The sequence below is a fragment of the Pedococcus soli genome (genome assembly GCF_054782575.1).
In genome coordinates, this window is the sequence record NZ_BAAGSF010000006.1 from 710,021 (window position 1) to 730,120 (window position 20,100).

Sequence of the window (20,100 nt, forward strand, 5' to 3'; positions counted from 1 at the left end):
CATGACCACGACACCAGAGTCCAGCACCCAGCAGTCCGCCTCCAGCCGTGAGCGCGCCGACCTCGTGCAGGCACTGCGCAGGCACCGCGACTTCCTGCGCTTCGCCGTGCGAGGGATCGACGACGAGCAGGCCCGGCAGCGCACCACGGTCAGCGAGCTCACCCTTGGCGGCCTCGTGAAGCACGTGGCCGACACCGAGGTCCAGTGGGCGACCTTCATGACGGAGGGCGCCGGGAGCGCCCCGGACATCGACTGGGAGTCGATCGACTGGAGCAACCCGCCGGCGGAGATCGCCGCCTACGCCGACTCCCACCGGCTCAAGGACGACGAGACCCTCGCGGGACAGCTCGCGCGCTACGACGAGATCGCCCGTCACACCGACGAGCTCGTCCAGACCCTGGACCTCGACACGGACCACGAGCTGCCCAAGGCGCCGTGGTTCGAGCCGGGAGCACGCTGGTCCGTGCGCCGCGCCGTCCTGCACCTGCTGGCCGAGACCTCCCAGCACGCCGGCCACGCCGACATCATCCGTGAGTCGCTGGACGGCCAGAAGACGATGGGCTGAGGCCCTGCACATCGGGGAACAGACCTCGCGCGTCACACGAATGCTGTTGTGCACCAACGGTTTCAGACGTATCTGGCACTGAGGCACTGTCAGTGGTCGCACCTACAGTGAGTTCATGGCAGTTGCACCGCAGGAGCATGCCGGGCAGCGCGGGGACCACCCCGCCCGGCCGGTCCTCGGCGCCCTGTCCTCAGCCCTCGTCGCGTTGACGGACTCCCAGCCGGAACGGCTGTGGGCGCTGTCCGAGGGTGAGGTGGTCGAGGCGGTCCGGGCGCTCGGGGAGCTGTCGGCAACAGTGGACGCGCACCTGGTCGCCGTTCTCGCCGAAGCCAAGGCCCGCGGCCTCGGCACGGGTGATGGCTGGGGGCCGGTGGACTGGGCCCGGTCCCTGGCCCCGCTGCTGCCGCTGCGCACGCTGACCGACGCCGACACCGTGGCCCGAGCTGCTCGGGACCCACGGCTCGGTCCGGTCGTCGAGGCCGCCACGGCAGCCGCGGCCAGGGAAATCGGCGACAGCGACACGGCGACCGGGGTGCTTCCGGTCGGCAAGGCGGCCCAGCTCGTCCGGTTCCACCGGTCCGTCGCCGGGCTGGCAGATCCCGACCAGCTCGACGACGCCCTCGGCACGCTCCTGGACGGTGCCACCGGCTCTCGTGGCCTGAGCGAGCGCGACCTGGCCATCTGCGTGCGCCGCACGGGTGACCTGCTGCGCCCCGACGAGCTCGTCGAGCGCGACGCCGACACGGTCCGGGCGCACCGCTCCCTCACCAAGGCCCGCGGTCCCGTCGGGCTCTCCCGCTACACCCTCCTGCTCGACGACGAGGGCGCCGCTGTCGTCGACGCGGCCGTCGAGGCCCTTGCCCGGCCCCACCGCGACGAGGACACCGGCGAGCTCGACCACCGAACTCCTGCCGCGCGACGCGCCGATGCCCTGGTCGACCTGGTGACCCGCGCCGTGTCGGCCCCTGACGGGCTGCCGCGCCAGGCCAGGACCACGATGCTCGTGACCGTCCCGCTCGAGGTGCTGCAGCGGCGGGCTCGGGGCGCCGGCCTCACCCTCACCGGTGACGTCCTGACCACCGACGCCGTCCGGCGACTGGCGTGCGACGCCGAGGTCGTCCCGGTCGTGCTCGGCAGTCGCGGAGAGGTCCTCGACCAGGGCACCGCCGTGCGGCTGTTCACGACCGCCCAGATCCGCCACCTGTGGCTGCGCGACCGGCACTGCACCTTCCCGGGGTGCAGCAAGCCCGCCCGGTGGACCGACGCGCACCATCTCGTGCACTGGGCCGACGGCGGACGCACCGACATCGACAACGCAGCCCTGCTCTGCCGGGCGCACCACACGGTCGTCCACCGGGAACGGCTGCGTGGCGCCGTGGTCGACACCCGACGCGGACCGACCGTCGTCTGGGACCTGGCGCCCGGCTCCTACGACACCCGGCGCACCCCGAGCCCGGGCGCTCGCGCCCTGCAGGGCCCACCGGACCCCGACCGACCCTGACCCCGCCCCACACCCCGCCCCGGCGGGGTCACAGGCGCGCAACGACGCGTCGAACTTCGCGGTCGATGCCTTCCCGATGGCGGAGTGGGTCAATGGTCCAGCACGAGAGGCTGCTTGTCGACGTAGGCCTTGCCGGCCAACGGCAGGAACGTCGAGAGCCCGAACCGGCCGCAGGTCTGCGCGTCCGCACCGGGCCTCGGGGGCCCGGCCTGACGGACCGCTGCCTGCTCCGCGCGGTCGGTGAGACCCACCGCCTCGCTCAGCCCCTTGAGCTCGACGAGGAGCGCGCTGATCCTGGCCATCATCAGCATCGGCCCCGACGGGGTCGACGACCGGAACAGCACTGGGCCGGTGTCCACGGGCAGCCACCACTGAGCACCCTTGAGGAGACTGGGGAACCGCTTCGGCGCCTTCGCCGCTTCGACGAACGCCGGCGCCGACGTGAAGTCGCGCGGGTCGTCGGTGCGTCCGCGACGCAGGAACCCACCGCCACGACCCGGGGCCAGGTCCGGTTGCTCGACGTAGGACGCGAGCAGGACCAGTCCGCCATAACCGTCCCAGTCGGGCTTGTCCGTCCAGTACGGCAGCTCTGTCCCCTCGCGCCACGCCGGGCCACAGGGCAACGCCGCGCACAGCTCGTCCCGCCACGTGGCAGCGGCCGTCGCCGCGTCCTCCGGTGAGAGCCGGCTGCCCTCCGGACGCACCACCTCGACGTGGTGGCCGGCCGCTGCCCCCACCTGTTGCACCAAGGTCAACCAGTCGCCGGACAGGTAGCGCGACAACGGACCGACGTACACGTCCATACCCATGGGCGCAGGGTGGCACAAGCGGACCGCCCGCGCGCGGTGTTCGGGTCGATGCAGACCGAACGAGGGGTATGCCGCGTGGTGACCACGCGGCATACCCCTCGGTCGTGTTGCGCGAGAGAACCGAACTCAGCTGTTGACGAGCGACCTCAGGACGTACTGGAGGATGCCGCCGTTGCGGTAGTAGTCCGCCTCGCCGGGGGTGTCGATGCGGACGACCGCGTCGAACTCGACCGGGTCGGCACCGTCGCGGGTGGCGGTGACCTTGACCGTCTTCGGCGTCGTGCCCTCGTTGAGGGCGGTGATGCCGGAGACCGCGAAGGTCTCGGTGCCGTCGAGGCCGAGCGAGTCGGCGTTCTCGCCGGCCGGGTACTGCAGCGGGATGACACCCATGCCGATGAGGTTCGAGCGGTGGATGCGCTCGTACGACTCGGCGATGACGGCCTTCACACCCAGCAGCCGCGTGCCCTTGGCCGCCCAGTCGCGCGACGAGCCCGAGCCGTACTCCTTGCCCGACAGGATGACGAGCGGGACACCGGCCTCCTGGTAGGCGGCGGACGCCTCGAAGATCGTCGTCTGCTCGCCGCCGGACAGGAAGTTCCGGGTGAACCCGCCCTCGACACCGTCGAGCAGCAGGTTCTTCAGGCGGATGTTGGCGAAGGTGCCACGGATCATGACCTCGTGGTTGCCGCGCCGCGAACCGTAGGAGTTGAAGTCCTTGCGGTCCACGCCGTGCTCGGCGAGGTACTTGCCCGCCGGGCTGTCGGCCTTGATCGAACCTGCCGGGCTGATGTGGTCGGTCGTGACCGAGTCACCCAGCTTGGCGAGGACGCGCGCTCCTGTGATGTCCTCGACGGGTGTGGTGTCCATGGACATGCCGTCGAAGTACGGGGGCTTGCGGACGTAGGTCGACTCGGCGTCCCAGTCGAAGGTCTTGCCCTCGGGCGTCGGCAGCGACTGCCAGCGCTCGTCACCGGCGAAGACGTCGGCGTAGTCGGACGTGAACATCTCCTGGTTGATCGAGGAGGCGATGGTCCGCTCGACGTCGTCCGGGGTCGGCCAGATGTCCTTGAGGAACACCTCGTTGCCCGACGTGTCGGTGCCCAGCGCCTGGGTCTCGAAGTCGAAGTCCATCGTGCCGGCCAGCGCGTACGCGATGACGAGGGGCGGCGACGCCAGGTAGTTCATCTTCACGTCGGGGTTGATGCGCCCCTCGAAGTTGCGGTTGCCCGACAGCACCGACACGACCGCGAGGTCGTTGTCGTTGATGGCCTTGGAGATCTCGTCGCTCAGCGGGCCGGAGTTGCCGATGCAGGTGGTGCAGCCGTAGCCCACGAGGTGGAAGCCGAGCTTCTCCAGGTAGGGCCACATGCCGGCCTTCTCGTAGTAGTCGGTGACGACCTTGGAGCCGGGAGCCATCGAGGTCTTCACCCACGGCGCCACGGCGAGGCCGCGGTCGACGGCGTTCTTGGCCAGCATGGCCGCCGCCATCATCACCGACGGGTTCGAGGTGTTGGTGCACGAGGTGATCGACGCGATGGACACGATGCCGTGGTCGATCTCGAAGGTCGTGCCCTCGGCCGAGGTCACCGAGACCCTGCGGGACGGGCGACCGGCGCCGTCACCCTGGTCGGCCGGCTTGTCGCCACCGTTGGTGCCGTCGGTCGCGCCCTGCGGCGACGGGTCGCTGGCGGGGAAGCTGCTGGCGACACCGGCGTCGCCCTCGTCGTGGGAGACGTAGGTGGGCAGGACCTTGCGGAACGAGGTCTTGGCGTCGGTGAGCGCGATGCGGTCCTGCGGGCGCTTCGGCCCGGCGATGGACGGCACGACGGTGGACAGGTCGAGCTCGAGGTACTCCGAGTAGCGCGCCTCGGGCTGGTCGGGGCCGGCCTTGAGCCACATGCCCTGCTCCTTGGCGTAGGCCTCGACGAGCGCGACCGACTGCTCCGAGCGACCGGTGAGGCGCAGGTACTCCAGCGTCACGTCGTCGATCGGGAAGATCGCGCAGGTGGAGCCGAACTCCGGGCTCATGTTGCCGATGGTGGCGCGGTTGGCCAGCGGCACCTGGGCGACGCCCTCGCCGTAGAACTCGACGAACTTGCCGACCACGCCGTGCTTGCGCAGCTGCTCGGTGATGGTGAGGACCACGTCGGTCGCGGTGGCACCGGACGGGATCGAGCCGGACAGCTTGAAGCCGACGACGCGCGGGATGAGCATCGACACGGGCTGGCCGAGCATGGCCGCCTCGGCCTCGATGCCGCCGACGCCCCAGCCGAGCACGCCGAGGCCGTTGACCATCGTCGTGTGCGAGTCGGTGCCGACACAGGTGTCGGGGTACGCCACGCCGTCGCGGACCATGACGGTGCGGGCGAGGTGCTCGATGTTGACCTGGTGGACGATGCCGGTGCCCGGGGGCACGACCTTGAAGTCCTCGAACGCGGTCTGGCCCCAGCGCAGGAACTGGTAGCGCTCGCCGTTGCGCTGGTACTCGATCTCGACGTTGCGCTCGAAGGCGTCCTTGCGCCCGAACACGTCGATGATCACGGAGTGGTCGATGACCATCTCGGCAGGGCTGAGCGGGTTGATCTTGGCCGGGTCGCCACCGAGGTCGCTGACCGCCTCGCGCATGGTCGCGAGGTCGACGATGCACGGGACACCGGTGAAGTCCTGCATGAGGACGCGCGCCGGCGTGAACTGGATCTCGGTGTCGGGCTCGGCGTTCGCGTCCCAGCCACCGAGGGCACGGATGTGGTCGGCCGTGATGTTGGCGCCGTCCTCGGTGCGCAGGAGGTTCTCCAGGAGCACCTTCAGGCTGTACGGGAGGGTCTCGCTGCCCTCGACCGTGGACAGTCGGTAGACCTCGTAGGACTGGTCGCCGACCGTGAGTTCACCGTGGGCGTTGAAGCTGTTCGTGCTGGCCACTGCCTGCTCCTTCGATGCTCAGTTGTGTGCGTCGTTGCACTCTGATGTCGATCTCGATTTATCTTGACGTCAAGATATCACGTCGGCCGTGCGTGGTCGCGTGGTCAGGCTCGGACTCGATCCTCGTCCAATGCGCTGCGCAGCGAAAGTGGCAGCTCCCGTTTGGTCCGCTCGGCGAGACCGGCCGCGACGTACGTGATCGTCAGGACGGCGCAGAGCATGCCGTCGGAGGCACGGTGGATCTCGTGCCGCAGGGTGAAGCTCGTCGTGCCCACCCGCACCGGCCGCACGACGATGTCCGCCCGGTCCCCCGCCGACAGGCTCGCCAGCCACTCGATGTCGGCGTGCCGCACGAGCGGCAGGGCGTCGGCCGCACGGGCCTGCTCCAACCCGTACCCACGGGAGGCGAGGTAGGCCAACCGCGCGTCGTCGCACCACGCGAGGTACCACGCGTTGAACACCACCCCGACCTGGTCCACCTCGTAGAAGTGCACCTCCACGTGGTGGGTGAAGGCGGCGGGCTCGCCCCGGGACCCACTCGCAGGTTGGGTCGGGGGCTCGCCCTGGGGCTCGCTCAGGGGTTGGATCTGGGACTCACGCTGGGACTCACCCTGGGACTCACGCTGGGACTCGGTCTGGGGCTCAGGCGGGATCGACACGACGAGCGAGCCTAGGTCACCTACCCCCACGGCCCGGCACCGCAGGGGCAGGTGTGGAGGCGGGCCTGGTCGCTGCGACCGTCACCGACGGGACGGCACGCAGAGCAGGAGCGCGGCGAGACAGACGGCTGCGGGGAACAGCAGCCCGGCCGGGAACCCGGCCGCCGTGGCGATCGCCCCCACCAGGACCGCACCGACGGCCGTCCCACCGTCGAACCCGACGTTCCAGCCGGCACTGGCCACCGGGATGTGCGCCGGGTCCACCCGGGCGAAGGCGACCACGAGGGTGAGGTTCTGCAGGGCCCCGTAGGCGACGCCGACCAGTGCGGCACCGGGGAGCAGGAACGCCAGGTCTCCCCCGTTGGCGGCCCCCCAGGCGCAGACGGCAAGCCCAGCCGCCCCGGTGAGGAGCAGCGGCGCGAGGAAGCGCTCGGCGCCATACCGGTCGGAGAGGTGACCGGCGCCCCAGCGGCAGGCGGCCGTCCCCACGCCGAGGACGAGCAGGACGGCAGCCGAGGCGGTGCCCGACCGGACGATCTGGGGCACGAAGGTGAGCAACCCTCCCCCGGCCATGGTCACGGCGAACAGCACGCCGGTGGGGCGGGCGACCGCGACGACACCCGCGCGGTCGAGCCGCGGCGCCTGCTCGGTGACCCGGTCGAGCGGGCCCAGCGCCCGGGCCACGGCGAAGGCGAAGGGCGCGGCGAGGACGGGCAGGGCGCCGAGGGCGAACACCCACCCGAAGCCCCACCGGTCGGCGACGGCGACGGAGGCGGGTAGGAGCACGAGGTTCGGCACGGCCACGGCGAGGCCGTAGGCGCCGATGGCCGCGCCCCTCCGGTGGGCCGGCACGAGGTGGGCGGCCACCGCCGACCCGGTGACCGTGAGGATGCCGAACCCCGCACCCCGCACCGCGGACAGGGCGAGGACGGACCAGAGGGCGTCCGACAGCAGGTAGAGCGGCGAGGCCACCCCCATGAGCACCACGCCGACCGCGATGACCGGGCCGTGCCCGAACCGGCGCAGCAACGCGGGCACGGCGAACTGCGTGAGGACGGTGGCTGCGAGCAGGACACCGTTGACCAGCCCCGATCCGGCCTCGTCGGCGCCGCCGCGGACGGCCCACAGCGGGGCGACGGAGAGCAGGGCGGCGTACCCGCTGAAGCCCAGGACGGACAGCATCCCGAGCGCCGGCATGCCCGGCAACCGCCACACCGACCCCGTGGTGGCGTGAGGTGCGCTCCCGCTCACCGTTCGAACAGGGCGACGCACTCGACGTGGTGCGTCATCGGGAACGCGTCGAAGGCGCGCAGCTCCCTCAGCTCGTAGCCGGCCTCGCGCAGGTAGGACGTGTCACGGGCCAGCGCCGCCGGGTCGCACGCGACGTAGGCGATGGCGCGCGGGGACAACCGGGTCACCTGGCCGACGACGTCCTTGCCCGCACCCGTCCGTGGCGGGTCGAGGACGACGAGGTCGGCGGTGAGCGGCAGGAGGGGGTGGCGACGCAGCTTGCGTGACCGCTGGCCGCGACGGCCGGCAGGACCCGACTTCGTCGCTCGAGGCACCCCGAACGCGTCGTCGACCCGGGCCCGCACCGCCAGGACCGACGGGTATGCCGCGAGGTTGCCGGCCGCGGCGGCGACGGCACCCGCGTCGGACTCGACCGCGACGACCTTGCCCTGCGGGCCGACGGCCCGCCCGAGGGCGGCGGCGAACAGGCCGACCCCCGAGTAGAGGTCGAGGGCGATCTCGCCCTCGCGCGGGCCGAGCATGCCGAGCACGGTCTCGACGAAGGTCGCTGCGGCACCGGGGTGGACCTGCCAGAACCCCCGGGCCGACACCTCGAAGTCGGCGACGAACGACGCGGCCTCGACGTGCTCGACGACGGTCGGGGCGTCGGCCTCGCCGGACGGCACGCGGACGACGACGGCCTCCCCTCGCGAGGGGGCGACGACGTCGACCGCGTCCTCACCGTCCCAGTGCCCACGCAGCACCTCGGTCGCGAGGATGCGCTCGTCCGCGATGAGGCAGGTGTCGACCGGGACGACGTCGTGGGACCGGTGCTGGCGCAGGCCGGCCCGGCCCACCTCGTCGACGGCGAACTCGACGCGGGTGCGCCACCCGAGCCCGTCGTGGTCGCCGGGCACCCGCTCGACGACGACCTCGACGTCGAGCTTGGCGATGCGGGAGAACTGTTCGCGGACCACGGTGGCCTTGAGGTCGCGCTGGTGCGCGACCCGGACGTGCTGGAAGTCGCAGCCGCCGCACAGGCCGGGCGCGGCATACGGGCAGGGGGCGGCGACGCGGTGCTCGCTGGCGTCGAGGACCTCGACGCAGTCGGCGCGGACGAACCGCTGGCCGTCCCGAGCCTCGGTGACCCGCACCCGGACCCGCTCGCCGGGCAGCGCGTGCCGGACGAAGACGACACGTCCCTCGTGGCGGGCGATGCAGAAGCCGCCGTGGGCGATCGGGCCGACCTCGACCTCGACCTCGTCGCCGACCCGCAGGTCGGCCTGCCCTGAAGCCTGCTCGGTGACGGTCACTGGCCGAGCCGGACCGAACCGGCGGTGGGCCCGTCGAACCGCTCCTCCTGGCCCTCGGAGGACGCGAGCTGCCACGGCACGCTCGCGACCATGACCCCGGGGGTGAACAACAGCCGGCCCTTGAGGCGCAACGCACTCTGGTTGTGCAGGACCTGCTCGTACCACTTGCCCAGGACGTACTCGGGGATGTAGACGACCACGACGTCGCGGGGGTGGCCGGAGCGCAGCGACTTCACGTAGTCGACGACGGGACGGGTGATCTCGCGGTAGGGCGAGTCGAGCGCCTTGAGCGGCACCGGGATGTCGCGGCGGTCCCACTCGTCCTGCAGCGCCTTGGTCTCGTCGGGCTCGACGTTGACGGTGATGGCCTCGAGCTTGGAGGGACGGGTGGCCCGCGCGTAGGCCAAGGCCCGCAGCGTCGGCTTGTGGATCTTGGAGACCAGCACGATCGCGTGCACCCGGCTGGGGAGCATCTGCGCGTCGACGTCGTCGTCGGAGACCCGCAGCTCGGCACGGACCCGCTCGTAGTGCTTGTGGATACCGAGCATGAGGAAGAACAGGACGACCATCGCGGCGATGGCGTAACCGGCGCCGTGGGTGAACTTCGTCAGCAGCACGACGACCAGGACGATGCCGGACATGGTGGCGCCGACGGCGTTGATGACGCGGCTGCGCTTCATCCGCGACCGCTCGGAGGCGTCGCGCTCGAGGCGCAGGTGGCGGTTCCAGTGGCGGATCATCCCCGTCTGGCTGAGCGTGAAGGACACGAAGACACCGACGATGTACAGCTGGATCAGCTTCGTGACCTCGGCGTTGTACAGGACGATGAGGAAGGCAGCCGCCCCGGCGAGGATGAGGATGCCGTTGGAGAAGGCGAGCCGGTCACCACGGGTGTGCAGTTGGCGCGGGAGGTAGCCGTCCTTGGCCAGGATCGAGCCGAGCACCGGGAAGCCGTTGAAGGCCGTGTTGGCGGCGAGGATGAGGATCAGGCCCGCGACGATCGACACGAGGATCACGCCGGGGTGGAAACCCTGGAAGACCGCCTTGGCGACCTGGCCCATGATCGTGTCCTGCACGTACCCGGGGCCGACCGGCTTGCCGTCGCGGAGCAGCTGGGTCGCCGGGTCCTCGGCGTACTTGATGCCGGTCCACTTCGCGAGGGTGAGCATCGACATGAGCATGGTGATGGCGATGACGCCCATGAGCAGCAGCGTGCTGGCGGCGTTGCGGCTCTTGGGCTTCTTGAACGCCGGCACACCGTTGGAGATGGCCTCGACCCCGGTGAGGGCGGCACAGCCGGACGAGAACGCGCGCAGCAGGAGGAACAGCATCGCGAAGCTGCCGAGCTGCCCGTACCCGTCCTCCGGCACGAGGGTCAGCCCCGCGCTCTCGGCCTGCGGCAGGTTGCCGGTGACCTCGCGGACGACGCCGACGATGCCCATGCCGATGACGCTGAGCATGAACAGGTAGACCGGGACGGCGAACGCCTGCCCCGACTCGCGCACCCCGCGGAGGTTCATCGCCGTGAGGAGGACCACGAGCCCGACGGCGACGATCACCTCGTGGCCTCGGATGAACGGCAGTGCAGCAGCGGCGTTCTGGACACCGGAGGAGATCGACACCGCGACCGTGAGGACGTAGTCGACGAGCAGCGCCGAGGCCACCGTCAGGCCGGCCTTGGGACCGAGGTTGGTGTTGGCCACCTCGTAGTCGCCACCACCCGAGGGGTAGGCGTGGACGTTCTGGCGGTAGGACGCGACGACGACGAGCATGACCGCGACGACGCACAACCCGATCTGCCACGAGTGCGTCAGCGCGAGCGCACCACCGGCGAGGCCGAGGGTCAGGAAGATCTCGTCCGGCGCGTACGCCACGGACGACAACGCGTCGCTGGCGAAGATGGGCAGCGCCAGCTTCTTGGGGAGCAGGGTGTCGCCGAGGCGGTCGCTGCGCATCGCGCGACCGACAAGCACACGCTTGAGGACGCGTCCGGGAGTTGCCACGGCGAACACTCTAGGCGGCGCACGGGGTCGCTGTGCGAGACCCTGCCGCGGACCTGCGCGGCAGCGTGCACGAGGGGGTATGCCGCGGTGTAGCGTCACCGTCGTGCACTTCGTGATCATGGGCTGCGGCCGAGTGGGCTCGTCCCTCGCGCTGAGCCTCGAGAGCCAGGGCCACGACGTCGCGGTGATCGACCAGGAGGAGTCCGCGTTCCGACGCCTGGGCTCCGCGTTCGAGGGTCGCCGGGTCACCGGTGTCGGTTTCGACCGCGACACCCTGGCCGAGGCCGGCATCTCCGACGCGTACGCCTTCGCCGCCGTGTCCAGTGGTGACAACTCCAACATCCTCGCGGCCCGGGTGGCCCGCGAGACCTTCGGCGTCGAGCACGTCGTGGCGCGCATCTACGACCCCGGCCGCGCCGAGGTCTACCAGCGCCTCGGCATACCCACCGTCGCCACCGTGAAGTGGACGTCCGACCAGATGCTGCGCCGCCTGCTCCCCCAGGGCCACGTGCCCGAGCTGGTGGACCCGTCGGGCAAGGTCGTCATCGCCGAGGTCACCGTGAACCCCGGGTGGGTCGGACGGCTCGTCAGCGAGCTCGAGAGCGTCACCGGCACGCGCACCGCCTACCTGACGCGACTCGGCTCCGGCATCCTGCCGACCGCCGAGACCGTGTTCCAGGAGGGCGACCTGCTGCACGTCGCCGCCCTCGCGTCCGAGCTCCCGGCCGCGGAGCGCACCCTCGACGCCCCGCCCGCCCCGTCCGGGCACTGAGCAGAAGGAACCACATGCGCGTCGTCATCGCCGGGGCCGGGAGCGTCGGGCGCTCCATCGCCCGGGAGCTGCTGCACAACGGCCACCAGGTCCTCCTCATGGACAAGGACCGCAAGGACATCCAGTCCAGCCGCGTCCCCGAGGCCAACTGGCTGCTGGCGGACGCGTGCGAGATCACGGCCCTGCACGAGGCCGGCCTGGCCGAGTGCGACGTCGTCGTCGCCTCGACCGGTGACGACAAGGTCAACCTCGTCGTCTCCCTGCTGGCCAAGACCGAGTTCGGTGTGCCCCGCACGGTGGCCCGCGTCAACAACCCCAAGAACGAGTGGATGTTCGACGAGGCCTGGGGTGTCGACGTGGCCGTCTCGACCCCGCGCCTGATGACCGCCCTCGTCGAGGAGGCCGTCAGCGTCGGCGACCTCGTGCGCATCTTCCAGTTCCAGCAGGGCAAGGCGACGATGGTCGAGCTGACCCTGCCGCCGGACAGCCCCTACGCCGGCAAGCGGGTCGGCGACGTCGACTTCCCCGGCGAGACCGTCCTGGTCGGCATCATCCGCGAGGACCACCCGATCGCCCCCAGCCGCGACGACTCGCTGGAGCCGCACGACGAGCTGCTCTTCATCTCGACGCCGGAGTTCGAGGACGAGCTCGAGGCGATGCTCAGCCCCGGCGACCGCAACCCCCGCGGCGAGGCCTGAGCTCAGCCGCTCTCGGCGGTGGACCCCTCCAGGTCCTGCGGCGTCTGGCCGCGCACGAGCATCAGCCCCATCACGGCGAGCCCGGCGAGCCACAACGGCCAGCCCAGCGCCACCTTGGCCACACCGAGCCAAGCCACCTCACCCGCGAAGTAGAGCGGGAGCATGATGGCCACGCGCACGGCATACATCACGACGAGCACCATCGTCAGGCGCTGGCAGACGCGGACCAGGCCCCGGTCGCGGTGCCAGGAGAAGGGGTCCTCGGCAGCGCGGGGGTCGCCGGCGCCGACCATGAACCCGACCAGCGGCCACCGGCTGACGACCGAGACGAGGGCGGCGACACCCCATGCCGCGCTCGTGAGGATGCCCGGCAGGAACGCGTCCTGGGCCCGGCCGCTGCGCAGCGCGAAGAACGCGGCGATCGCCGTGGCCAGGGCGGCCGACCCGACGAACTGCAGGCTCTGGCGCTGGGCCAGCCGCACCACGGCGAGCACGACGATGACGGCCGCGGCAGCGATGACGGCCGTCCGCACGTCCTTGGTCGCGGTCCACACCACGACGAACGCGACGGTCGGCAGGGCCGTCTCGAGCGACCCGCGCCACCCGCCGAGGGCCTTGGAGAGCCGTTGGCGGATGACCTCCTCGACGGTCGCGGGCGCAACCGGCGCCCCGGTCGGCGCGGGTTCGTCCACCCCGGTCACACCGTCGTGGGCTCCGAGCTCGCGGTCAGTGGGCACGCAGCGGGACGATCTCGTAGGACGGGTTGAAGATCGTGGGGATGCCCCGGTAGTAGGTCACCCGGCCCTGGGCCCGCAGGTAGGTGCCCGGCTCGATCCCGGCGATCGACCGTCGGCCCAGCCAGACGAGGTTGATGGTGCGGCTGCCGTCGTAGAGGTCGATGACCAGGGCCGGCACGTTGACGCGCGGGCGCAGCGTCACGGCGCGGACGGTGCCGGACACGGTGGCCTGCTGACGGTCGAGCAGGTCGCACATCGGGGTGCAGCCCAGGCGGGCCGCGTCCTCGCGCAGCTCGTCGGCCTCCATCTGGGTGACCGACTTGGTGAGGCGCTCACCGAGCCGCGCGATCGCCGACTTGTGGTGTCCCTGAGGACCCTTGGTGCCGCGGGGCGGGGTGGTCTGCACGTCGTGGGCCATGGTGGTTACCGGACCTCGGTGATCTCGGGGCCACGCTCGAACGGCTTGAGGTCGTCGGTGTGGACGGTGGTGTCGGCGTCCTCGGACGCCTCGGGGTCGACGTCGCCGTCGGACTCTGCGTCGGGCTGGACCGGCAGCGTGAGCGTGAGCATCTCCCGTGGGGCCATCGCGTTGTCACCGCGGACGACGACCACGCTCCGGACGACCTCGAGCAGCGGGGCCGCTGCCTCGTCGTCGATCGCGGCGCGACCGGAGAACACGGCCCGCAGGAACCAGCGCGGTCCGTCGACGCCGGCGAACCGGGCGGGGGCGAAGACCGTGCGGCCGTCAGGTCCGGCGGACGGCATCCGGGTGCGCAGCTCGGTGCCGAGGGCGCCGTGCACCTCGTCGGCGGTGCCGCCCTGGGTGAGGATGGACTCGGCGATCTCCGAACGGATCTCGTCCCAGATGCCCATCGTCTTCGGTGCGGCGAAGGCCTGCAGCTGGACGGCCGAGTCGCCGATCACGGCAGTGGCGCCGACAACCTGGTCAGCCGCCTCGTCCACCTCGAGCCGCAGCTCCATGCCGGCGACGCCGCGGATGCGCAGCGCACCGAGGTCGAGCCTGCCGTCGTCGGTGGTGTCGACCTCGGAGCTGTCGTGCGGGCCGTTGCCCTCACGGTCGACCGGGGCCGCCTTGGCAGCCGGGGCCGCGGCGGTGTCGTCAACCGCGCCGTCGGTCGAGCCGGACCCGTCGGCGTTCGCTGCATCGGTCGGCTCGTCGAGCTCGGTCGCGTCGAGCGCCGGGTCGAGGGTCTTGTCGACCTCGTCGGTCTGCTCGGACTTCTTGCCTCGTCGGAAGATGGCCACTGGAGTGTTCAGTCCTTCGTTGTCTGGGGGTGGTTGCCGAAGCCGCCACTGGCACCATGACCAGTGTCCCCCCGGGAGGTGTCCTCGAGCGAATCCACCTCGAGGAAGTCGGCGACGGCGACCTGCTGCACCACGAGCTGGGCGATCCGGTCGCCGCGGTGGACGGTGAACTCCTCGCGCGGGTCGAGGTTGACGAGGTTCACGAGAACCTCTCCGCGGTAGCCCGCATCGACCGTGCCCGGGGCGTTGACGATGGTGATGCCGTGCCGGGCCGCGAGGCCGGACCGCGGGTGCACCAGGCCGACGTAGCCGTCGGGCAGGGCCAGGGCGACGCCGGTGGGGACCAGGGCCCGCTCCCCCGGTGCGAGGGTCACGTCGGTCGCGGCGTGCAGGTCGGCCCCGGCGTCACCGGGGTGCGCGTAGGACGGGACCGGCAGGTCTGGGTCGAGCCGGCGCAAGGGGACGGAGACGCGGATAGGGCCAGTCACGTGGACTGACCCTATCGGTGGTTGGTGCGTGCTCAGGCTGCGCACTCCCGGCACACCATCTGCCCGTTGACCTCCTTGGCCAGCTGGCTGCGGTGGTGCACGAGGAAGCAGCGCGAACAGGTGAACTCGTCGTACTGGCGCGGGATCACCCGCACCGACAGCTCCTCGCCGGACAGGTCTGCACCGGGGAGCTCGAAGCCCTCGGCCTGCTCCGTCTCGTCGACGTCGACGCTCGAAGCGCTCTTGTCGACCCGGCGGGACTTCAGTTCCTCGATCGAGTCCTCGGACAGCTCGTCATCGGTCTTGCGCGGCGCGTCGTAGTCAGTCGCCATAGTCGCTGTCGCTCTCCCTCTTCAGTCGCATCTGTGCCCGCTCGATGATCGAGAAGGCAAGTCGCCGGTGTTAACGCTGATCGTCGTGGTTTTGTGCCCACCGCCGGCGGGGATTGTGCCCTATCTCGCTGGCGCCGTCACCATCGCGTCCACCACAGCGTCCGCAGCGCCTCCCCAGACCGTCGGCAACCGGCCCAAACCGGCGCCGTGCCGGCCCAAGAACCGGTCTCGGTTCATCCAAGGTTCACCCAAGGGACGCAACCCCGAGTGGGCTCCGGGGCGTCTGCCACCGTAGAGTCCTGTCTCCGCCCGACCCGGGACCGAGGGTGCGCGAGCACCTCGGAGCCCCCGAGACACAGGACCCCGGCCCGACCCGGATCCACCTGGATCCACCCGAACCGACTCGTGACACGACTCAGAGAGGGGTGCAGCAATGACCGAGTTCCACACCGAGATCACCCGCCGCGCCAGCCGCGCAGTGCAGTCCCTGCGGACCGCGCAGGAGGCCGGCGACGACTACCTGGCCTCTGTCCGCGAGGCCGAGCTGGAGAACCTGGCCCGCCTCGCCGACGAGCACGGCCTGCGCATCCCCGACCTCGCGGGGTACCACGCAGCCTGACGCCGCCTGACCCAGCCCGACGCCACGAACGGCGCGACCGCCACCGCGGTCGCGCCGTTCTCGCTGGGACGTGCGACCGGCCGACTCCGCGCCGATCTGCTGCGCGCCGGCCCACTCCGAGCCGGCCTACTCCGCGCCGACCGACTCCACAGCCCGCCGGACGAGCGGCTCGAGCTCGGCGTGCAGCGCGGGCGCCGCCCCCACGACCATGTCCTGGTCGGGAGCGAGGTCGCCCAGCCCGGTGAAGACCCCGCCGGACTCGGTGAGCACCAGCCACGCGGCCGCCATGTCCCACGGGTTGAGGCCGCGCTCGAAGTAGCAGTCGAGGGTGCCTGCGGCCACGGCGCAGATGTCCAGCGCCGCGCTGCCGATCCGGCGGATGTCGCGCAGGTGCGGCAGCACCTGCACGAGCAGAGTGGCCTGCCACAGCCGACGACGGGTGTCGTAGCCGAAGCCCGTGCCCGCGAGCGCGTGGCCGAGTCCGGGCGGGTCGGCGATGACGAGCCGGCGGGCGTCGCCGTCGCCTCGTCGCAGCCGGGCACCCCCACCGAGGCGGGCGTGGAAGAGCTCCCCCGTGACCGGGTTCACGACGGCACCCGCGACCGGGCGCCACGCCCCCGGGGTCGTGGGGTCGCCGACGACGGCGGCGACGGACACGGCATACGAGGGGATGCCGTAGAGGTAGTTGACCGTCCCGTCGATGGGGTCGACGACCCACGTGATCTCGGACTCGCGGTCGGTGCCGCCCTCCTCCTCGCCGAGGAAGCCGTCGCCCGGGCGGGCGGCCTGCAGCCGCGAGCGCAGGAGGTCCTGGGAGCGCTGGTCCATCACGGTCACGACGTCGGTGGCCGTGCTCTTGGTCTTGGAGACCCCGAGGTCGGCGGGCCGGTCGTCGACGATGAGGCGACCGGCCTCGAGGGCGACCTCGACGGCGACGCGTTCGAGCTCGACGAGGACCGCGGCGTCCGGGACGGTCAGCGCGGACACGGTCAGTCCTGCCCGCACAACGCCGGCTTGGCGACCCGGAGGTTCGGGCAGCACCCCGGCGCGCACGTCGACCGCAACGGGTCGCGACCCGGCCAGGACGGCTGGACCGGCTGCTCCCCCCGGGCCACGGCGGCGCGCTCCTCGACGAGGTCGACCAGGCCGGAGACGAACTCCGGGTCGATGCCGACCGTGGGGACGCGCACCAGCTGGATGCCCAGCTTCTCCGCCGTGGCAGCCGCCTCGGTGTCGAGGTCGTAGACCACCTCCATGTGGTCGGAGACGAACCCGATCGGCGACACGACGACGACCTGCGCGCCCTCGGCCGCCAGCTCCTCGAGCCGGTCGTTGACGTCGGGCTCGAGCCACGGCTGGCTCGGCGGACCCGACCGCGAGCAGAACACGAGCTCACCGGACAGGTCCGTGTCGAGCGTGGCGTTGACCTCGTCGGTGATCGCCGCACCGAGGGCGATGTGCTGGCGGCTGTAGGCGCTGCCGTCCTCGTCACCCGGGCCGGACGTCTCGTCCATGGCGGTGGGGATGGAGTGGGTGACGAACAGGAGCCGTATGGCGCCCGCGTCCGTCCCGCCGCGCAGCACCTCCCGCACGGACTCGGTGACGAGCCGGCTGTTGGTGCGCGAGAACCCCGGGTGGTTGGCGTAGGTGCGGATCTTGTCGATGGCGATGTCGATGCCGGCCTCGGCGACCTCCGCCTGCGCCCCGGCGAGGTCCTCGCGGTACTGGCGGCAGGAGGAGTAGCAGGAGTAGGCGCTGGTCATCACCGTGACGAGCCGCGACAGGCCCTGGTCGTGGGCCTCGCGCAGCGCCTCCGGGACGAACGGCGTGAAGTTGCGGTTGCCCCAGATGACCGGCGTCGTGATGCCCCGACGGTCGAGCTCGCCGCGCAGCGCCGCGATGAGGGCACGGTTCTGGTCGTTGATCGGGCTGCGGCCGCCGAACCCGTAGTAGTGCTCACCGACCTCCTCGAGCCGCTCGTCGGGGATGTTCTTGCCCGCGGTGACCGTCCGCAGGAACGGCAGGACGTCCTCCGGCTTCTCCGGGCCGCCGAAGGACAGCAGCAGGATCCCGTCGTAGGGCTCCAGCGGCGAGGCCTCCGGGCTGTTGTCGGCAGTGGGGTCGGGGTGGGGGGTGCTCACGTGAGTTCTCCGGTTCGCAGGGGCTTGGGGGCGTGCACATCGAGGACGACGGCGATCATGCGCACGGCGAAGACCAGGGCGACGCAGCCCCAGATCACCACCGGGCCGACCCGGTCGAAGTGGTGGGCGGTGACGACCAGGGCGGACCCCAGGAGGGCGGGCAGCGCATACATCTCCCGGCGCAGCACCTCGGGCACCTGCCCGGCGAGGACGTCGCGGACGATGCCGCCGCCGACGGCGGTGATGCCGCCGACGATCACGGCCGTGAGGGGGTCCATCCCCGCACCGAGGGCCTTGAGCGACCCGCCGATCGCGAACACGGCCAGCCCGGCCGCGTCGAGCACCCGGACGAACCGCGAGATGCGTTCGATCCCGGGGTGGTAGACGAACGTCACGAGCCCGGCGACCAGGGCGCTGGTGAGGAGTCGCCAGTCGGAGATGCCCACCGGGGGCAGCGCACCGATGAGGACGTCCCGCATCACCCCACCGCCGAGGGCGGCCGCACCGGACAGCACGAGGACCCCGAACAGGTCGAGCCGCTTCTTCACCGCGACGAGTCCACCGGACAACGCGAAGGCGAAGACGCCGACCAGGTCGAGGGCCAGTTGGAGGTGGGGGTCGAAGGTGAGCATCGCGAGGTCAAAACTACCCTCGCGGCGTGGTCGCTTCCTCGGCGAGGCCCGTGGTGGCAGAGTCGACCACGATGTGGCGATACGGGAGAAGGCAATGCGCAACCTGCGGCTGATCGGTGTCCATGAGGACGGTCAGCAGCTGCTGCTGTCCGATTCCGGGGGCGAGCAGTTCAGCGTCCCCCTCGACGAGCCCCTGCGAGCGGCGGTCCGACGCGACCGTCCGCGCCTCGGCCAGCTCCAGATCGAGATCGACGGAGGCATGCGGCCCCGCGAGGTCCAGGCGATGATCCGCGCCGGCCTGAGTGCCGACGACGTCGCCGACCGCTCCGGGTGGACGGTGGAGAAGGTCCGTCGTTACGAGGGCCCGATCCTCGCCGAGCGCGAGTACGTCGCCGGCCTCGCCCGCGCCGTCAGGCTCCGCGGTCGCGCCGGTGCGGGGTCGACCACCCCCACCCTCTCGGCGCGCGTCAGCGCCCGGCTCTCCGGCCGTGGCGTCGACCCCGCGGCAGCGCTGTGGGACTCCGCCCGCAACGAGGCCGGCGAGTGGACGGTCCTCGTCACGTTCCCGGCCGGCGGCCGCGAGCGCGAGGCGCGCTGGCACTTCGACGTGCCGGCCCGCACCGTCACCGCGGCCGACGACGAGGCGCGCTGGCTGAGCGAGGAGGACACCGGCAGCGGCGCCTCCCCCCTGCCGACCCCGCACCTCGCGACCCCGCCCGTCCGCGCCACGACCGTGTATGACGTGGAGGCCGAGGGCGGCGTGCAGGCCACCCCGCGCCGCGCTGCTCCCCAGCGCACCGAGGAGCCCCTCGACCTCATGACCGCGATGCGCGAGCGCGCGTCGCACCGGGGTCGCCCGCGCCGCCGCAAGGCGTCGGCGACGCAGACCCCCGGCGACGACGCCCCTCGTGAGGACGCGCTCCCCCTGGAGGACCTCGCCTACGACCCCGAGACGATGCCGCCGCCGCCCGCGGCGCGGGGCCCGCACCCGCTCGACCCCGTCGAGGAGTCCGCCGGGTCACGCGACGACGCGGTGGTCCTCGAGGCACCCGACGAGGTCGTCCCCGACCCGGGGGTGGAGCCCTCGCTCGAGGCCGAGGCCGAGGTGGAGGTCGAGGACGTCGCCACGGTCACCGACCCCGCAGTCGAGACCGCTGCCGCCCCCGAGCCGACTCCGGAACCCACTCCTGCGCCCGAACCCGCGGCCCAGCCCGAACCGGCCCAGCAGGTCGACCGCCTGGGCGCCGTCGAGGCCGGGGCCGACGACCGGCACGAGGACGTCGGGCCTGCCGCGGAGAAGGCCGACCAGGACGACGCGCCTGCGGCGAAGCCGCGCCCGGCGAAGAAGGCCGGCCGACGCAGCGTCCCGAGCTGGGACGACGTCATGTTCGGGGCCAGGACCCGGGACTGACTGGA

Annotated in this window: 20 protein-coding genes; 6 read left to right on the forward strand and 14 right to left on the reverse strand. The window is 71.7% G+C overall.

Annotated elements, in window-relative coordinates; all coding sequences use genetic code 11:
* Position 1: 1 nt before the first annotated feature.
* Positions 2 to 565, forward strand: coding sequence for a DinB family protein (locus tag ACYVKF_RS18655; protein ID WP_460968438.1), 564 nt, complete (start codon positions 2 to 4; stop codon positions 563 to 565).
* 115 nt (positions 566 to 680) lie between these two features.
* Positions 681 to 2,066 carry an HNH endonuclease signature motif containing protein gene (locus ACYVKF_RS18660; RefSeq protein WP_460968440.1) on the forward strand — a complete coding sequence of 462 codons (1,386 nt, stop codon included), beginning with the start codon at positions 681 to 683 and terminating at the stop codon, positions 2,064 to 2,066.
* 89 nt (positions 2,067 to 2,155) lie between these two features.
* Here the strand turns inward: ACYVKF_RS18660 and ACYVKF_RS18665 are convergent, their stop codons facing one another.
* From ACYVKF_RS18665 to ACYVKF_RS18690, 6 genes are all read right to left on the reverse strand, one after another.
* Positions 2,156 to 2,875: a hypothetical protein gene (locus tag ACYVKF_RS18665; RefSeq protein ID WP_460968442.1), complete on the reverse strand. Its 720-nt coding sequence runs from the start codon at positions 2,873 to 2,875 to the stop codon at positions 2,156 to 2,158.
* A 126-nt stretch (positions 2,876 to 3,001) separates the two neighbouring features.
* Positions 3,002 to 5,794 (reverse strand): aconitate hydratase AcnA, encoded by a 2,793-nt coding sequence (acnA, locus tag ACYVKF_RS18670; protein WP_460968444.1) that lies wholly within the window; start codon positions 5,792 to 5,794, stop codon positions 3,002 to 3,004.
* Between the two features lie 104 nt (positions 5,795 to 5,898).
* Positions 5,899 to 6,453 carry an acyl-CoA thioesterase gene (locus ACYVKF_RS18675; protein WP_460968447.1) on the reverse strand — a complete coding sequence of 185 codons (555 nt, stop codon included), beginning with the start codon at positions 6,451 to 6,453 and terminating at the stop codon, positions 5,899 to 5,901.
* Between the two features lie 81 nt (positions 6,454 to 6,534).
* Positions 6,535 to 7,650 (reverse strand): MFS transporter, encoded by a 1,116-nt coding sequence (locus ACYVKF_RS18680; protein ID WP_460968449.1) that lies wholly within the window; start codon positions 7,648 to 7,650, stop codon positions 6,535 to 6,537.
* 50 nt (positions 7,651 to 7,700) lie between these two features.
* On the reverse strand, positions 7,701 to 8,996 hold the full coding sequence (locus ACYVKF_RS18685) for a class I SAM-dependent RNA methyltransferase (RefSeq protein ID WP_460968451.1): 1,296 nt from the start codon (positions 8,994 to 8,996) through the stop codon (positions 7,701 to 7,703).
* Complete coding sequence (locus ACYVKF_RS18690) at positions 8,993 to 10,951, reverse strand: APC family permease (protein ID WP_157581555.1); 1,959 nt, start codon at positions 10,949 to 10,951, stop codon at positions 8,993 to 8,995. Before ACYVKF_RS18690 ends, ACYVKF_RS18685 begins: the two co-directional genes overlap by 4 nt.
* 151 nt (positions 10,952 to 11,102) lie before the next feature.
* Between ACYVKF_RS18690 and ACYVKF_RS18695 the strand changes: the two genes are divergently transcribed.
* On the forward strand, positions 11,103 to 11,771 hold the full coding sequence (locus ACYVKF_RS18695) for a potassium channel family protein (protein ID WP_056917145.1): 669 nt from the start codon (positions 11,103 to 11,105) through the stop codon (positions 11,769 to 11,771).
* A gap of 14 nt (positions 11,772 to 11,785) precedes the next feature.
* Complete coding sequence (locus ACYVKF_RS18700; protein ID WP_460968453.1) at positions 11,786 to 12,469, forward strand: potassium channel family protein; 684 nt, start codon at positions 11,786 to 11,788, stop codon at positions 12,467 to 12,469.
* Between the two features lie 2 nt (positions 12,470 to 12,471).
* Here the strand turns inward: ACYVKF_RS18700 and ACYVKF_RS18705 are convergent, their stop codons facing one another.
* The 5 genes from ACYVKF_RS18705 to ACYVKF_RS18725 are packed head-to-tail and all read right to left on the reverse strand — an operon-like array spanning position 12,472 to position 15,292.
* Positions 12,472 to 13,206, reverse strand: a complete 735-nt coding sequence (locus tag ACYVKF_RS18705) for a DUF3159 domain-containing protein (RefSeq protein WP_460968455.1) — start codon at positions 13,204 to 13,206, stop codon at positions 12,472 to 12,474.
* Positions 13,196 to 13,624, reverse strand: coding sequence for an OB-fold nucleic acid binding domain-containing protein (locus ACYVKF_RS18710; protein ID WP_460968457.1), 429 nt, complete (start codon positions 13,622 to 13,624; stop codon positions 13,196 to 13,198). The genes ACYVKF_RS18705 and ACYVKF_RS18710 overlap by 11 nt, the downstream gene beginning before the upstream one ends.
* Positions 13,625 to 13,629: 5 nt before the next feature.
* On the reverse strand, positions 13,630 to 14,472 hold the full coding sequence (locus ACYVKF_RS18715; protein ID WP_460968459.1) for a DUF3710 domain-containing protein: 843 nt from the start codon (positions 14,470 to 14,472) through the stop codon (positions 13,630 to 13,632).
* An 8-nt stretch (positions 14,473 to 14,480) separates the two neighbouring features.
* Entirely contained in the window at positions 14,481 to 14,960 is a 480-nt protein-coding gene (dut, locus tag ACYVKF_RS18720; RefSeq protein WP_157581557.1) for a dUTP diphosphatase, read from the reverse strand.
* Positions 14,961 to 14,992: 32 nt separating this feature from the next.
* The gene (locus tag ACYVKF_RS18725; RefSeq protein ID WP_056883993.1) at positions 14,993 to 15,292 is read right to left on the reverse strand and encodes a DUF4193 domain-containing protein; all 300 of its coding nucleotides are present in this window, start codon (positions 15,290 to 15,292) and stop codon (positions 14,993 to 14,995) included.
* Between the two features lie 433 nt (positions 15,293 to 15,725).
* Here ACYVKF_RS18725 and ACYVKF_RS18730 point away from each other — a divergent pair, with 433 nt between their 5' ends.
* Positions 15,726 to 15,911, forward strand: coding sequence for a hypothetical protein (locus ACYVKF_RS18730; RefSeq protein WP_056914835.1), 186 nt, complete (start codon positions 15,726 to 15,728; stop codon positions 15,909 to 15,911).
* A 126-nt stretch (positions 15,912 to 16,037) separates the two neighbouring features.
* On the opposite strand, the gene ACYVKF_RS18735 is transcribed toward ACYVKF_RS18730, so the two are convergent.
* Genes ACYVKF_RS18735 through ACYVKF_RS18745 form a run of 3 tightly spaced genes read right to left on the reverse strand, consistent with a single transcriptional unit; the run spans position 16,038 to position 18,684 of the window.
* On the reverse strand, positions 16,038 to 16,898 hold the full coding sequence (locus ACYVKF_RS18735; RefSeq protein WP_460968461.1) for an inositol monophosphatase family protein: 861 nt from the start codon (positions 16,896 to 16,898) through the stop codon (positions 16,038 to 16,040).
* A gap of 2 nt (positions 16,899 to 16,900) precedes the next feature.
* On the reverse strand, positions 16,901 to 18,052 hold the full coding sequence (locus ACYVKF_RS18740) for a ferrochelatase (RefSeq protein WP_235529030.1): 1,152 nt from the start codon (positions 18,050 to 18,052) through the stop codon (positions 16,901 to 16,903).
* Complete coding sequence (locus tag ACYVKF_RS18745) at positions 18,049 to 18,684, reverse strand: trimeric intracellular cation channel family protein (RefSeq protein ID WP_056914837.1); 636 nt, start codon at positions 18,682 to 18,684, stop codon at positions 18,049 to 18,051. Before ACYVKF_RS18745 ends, ACYVKF_RS18740 begins: the two co-directional genes overlap by 4 nt.
* Before the next feature lie 94 nt (positions 18,685 to 18,778).
* Between ACYVKF_RS18745 and sepH the strand changes: the two genes are divergently transcribed.
* A complete protein-coding gene (sepH, locus tag ACYVKF_RS18750; protein ID WP_460968464.1) occupies positions 18,779 to 20,095 on the forward strand; it encodes a septation protein SepH in 1,317 nt (438 codons plus the stop codon).
* The last annotated feature ends 5 nt before the right edge of the window (positions 20,096 to 20,100 follow it).

Coding starts and splice junctions, on each gene's coding strand:
- ACYVKF_RS18655 (WP_460968438.1), top strand. CDS start 2: ATGACCACGACACCAGAGTCCAGCACCCAGCAGTCCGCCTCCAGCCGT.
- ACYVKF_RS18660 (WP_460968440.1), top strand. CDS start 681: ATGGCAGTTGCACCGCAGGAGCATGCCGGGCAGCGCGGGGACCACCCC.
- ACYVKF_RS18665 (WP_460968442.1), bottom strand. CDS start 2,875: ATGGGTATGGACGTGTACGTCGGTCCGTTGTCGCGCTACCTGTCCGGC.
- ACYVKF_RS18680 (WP_460968449.1), bottom strand. CDS start 7,650: ATGCCGGCGCTCGGGATGCTGTCCGTCCTGGGCTTCAGCGGGTACGCC.
- ACYVKF_RS18690 (WP_157581555.1), bottom strand. CDS start 10,951: ATGCGCAGCGACCGCCTCGGCGACACCCTGCTCCCCAAGAAGCTGGCG.
- ACYVKF_RS18700 (WP_460968453.1), top strand. CDS start 11,786: ATGCGCGTCGTCATCGCCGGGGCCGGGAGCGTCGGGCGCTCCATCGCC.
- ACYVKF_RS18710 (WP_460968457.1), bottom strand. CDS start 13,624: ATGGCCCACGACGTGCAGACCACCCCGCCCCGCGGCACCAAGGGTCCT.
- ACYVKF_RS18725 (WP_056883993.1), bottom strand. CDS start 15,292: ATGGCGACTGACTACGACGCGCCGCGCAAGACCGATGACGAGCTGTCC.
- ACYVKF_RS18730 (WP_056914835.1), top strand. CDS start 15,726: ATGACCGAGTTCCACACCGAGATCACCCGCCGCGCCAGCCGCGCAGTG.
- ACYVKF_RS18745 (WP_056914837.1), bottom strand. CDS start 18,684: ATGCTCACCTTCGACCCCCACCTCCAACTGGCCCTCGACCTGGTCGGC.
- sepH (WP_460968464.1), top strand. CDS start 18,779: ATGCGCAACCTGCGGCTGATCGGTGTCCATGAGGACGGTCAGCAGCTG.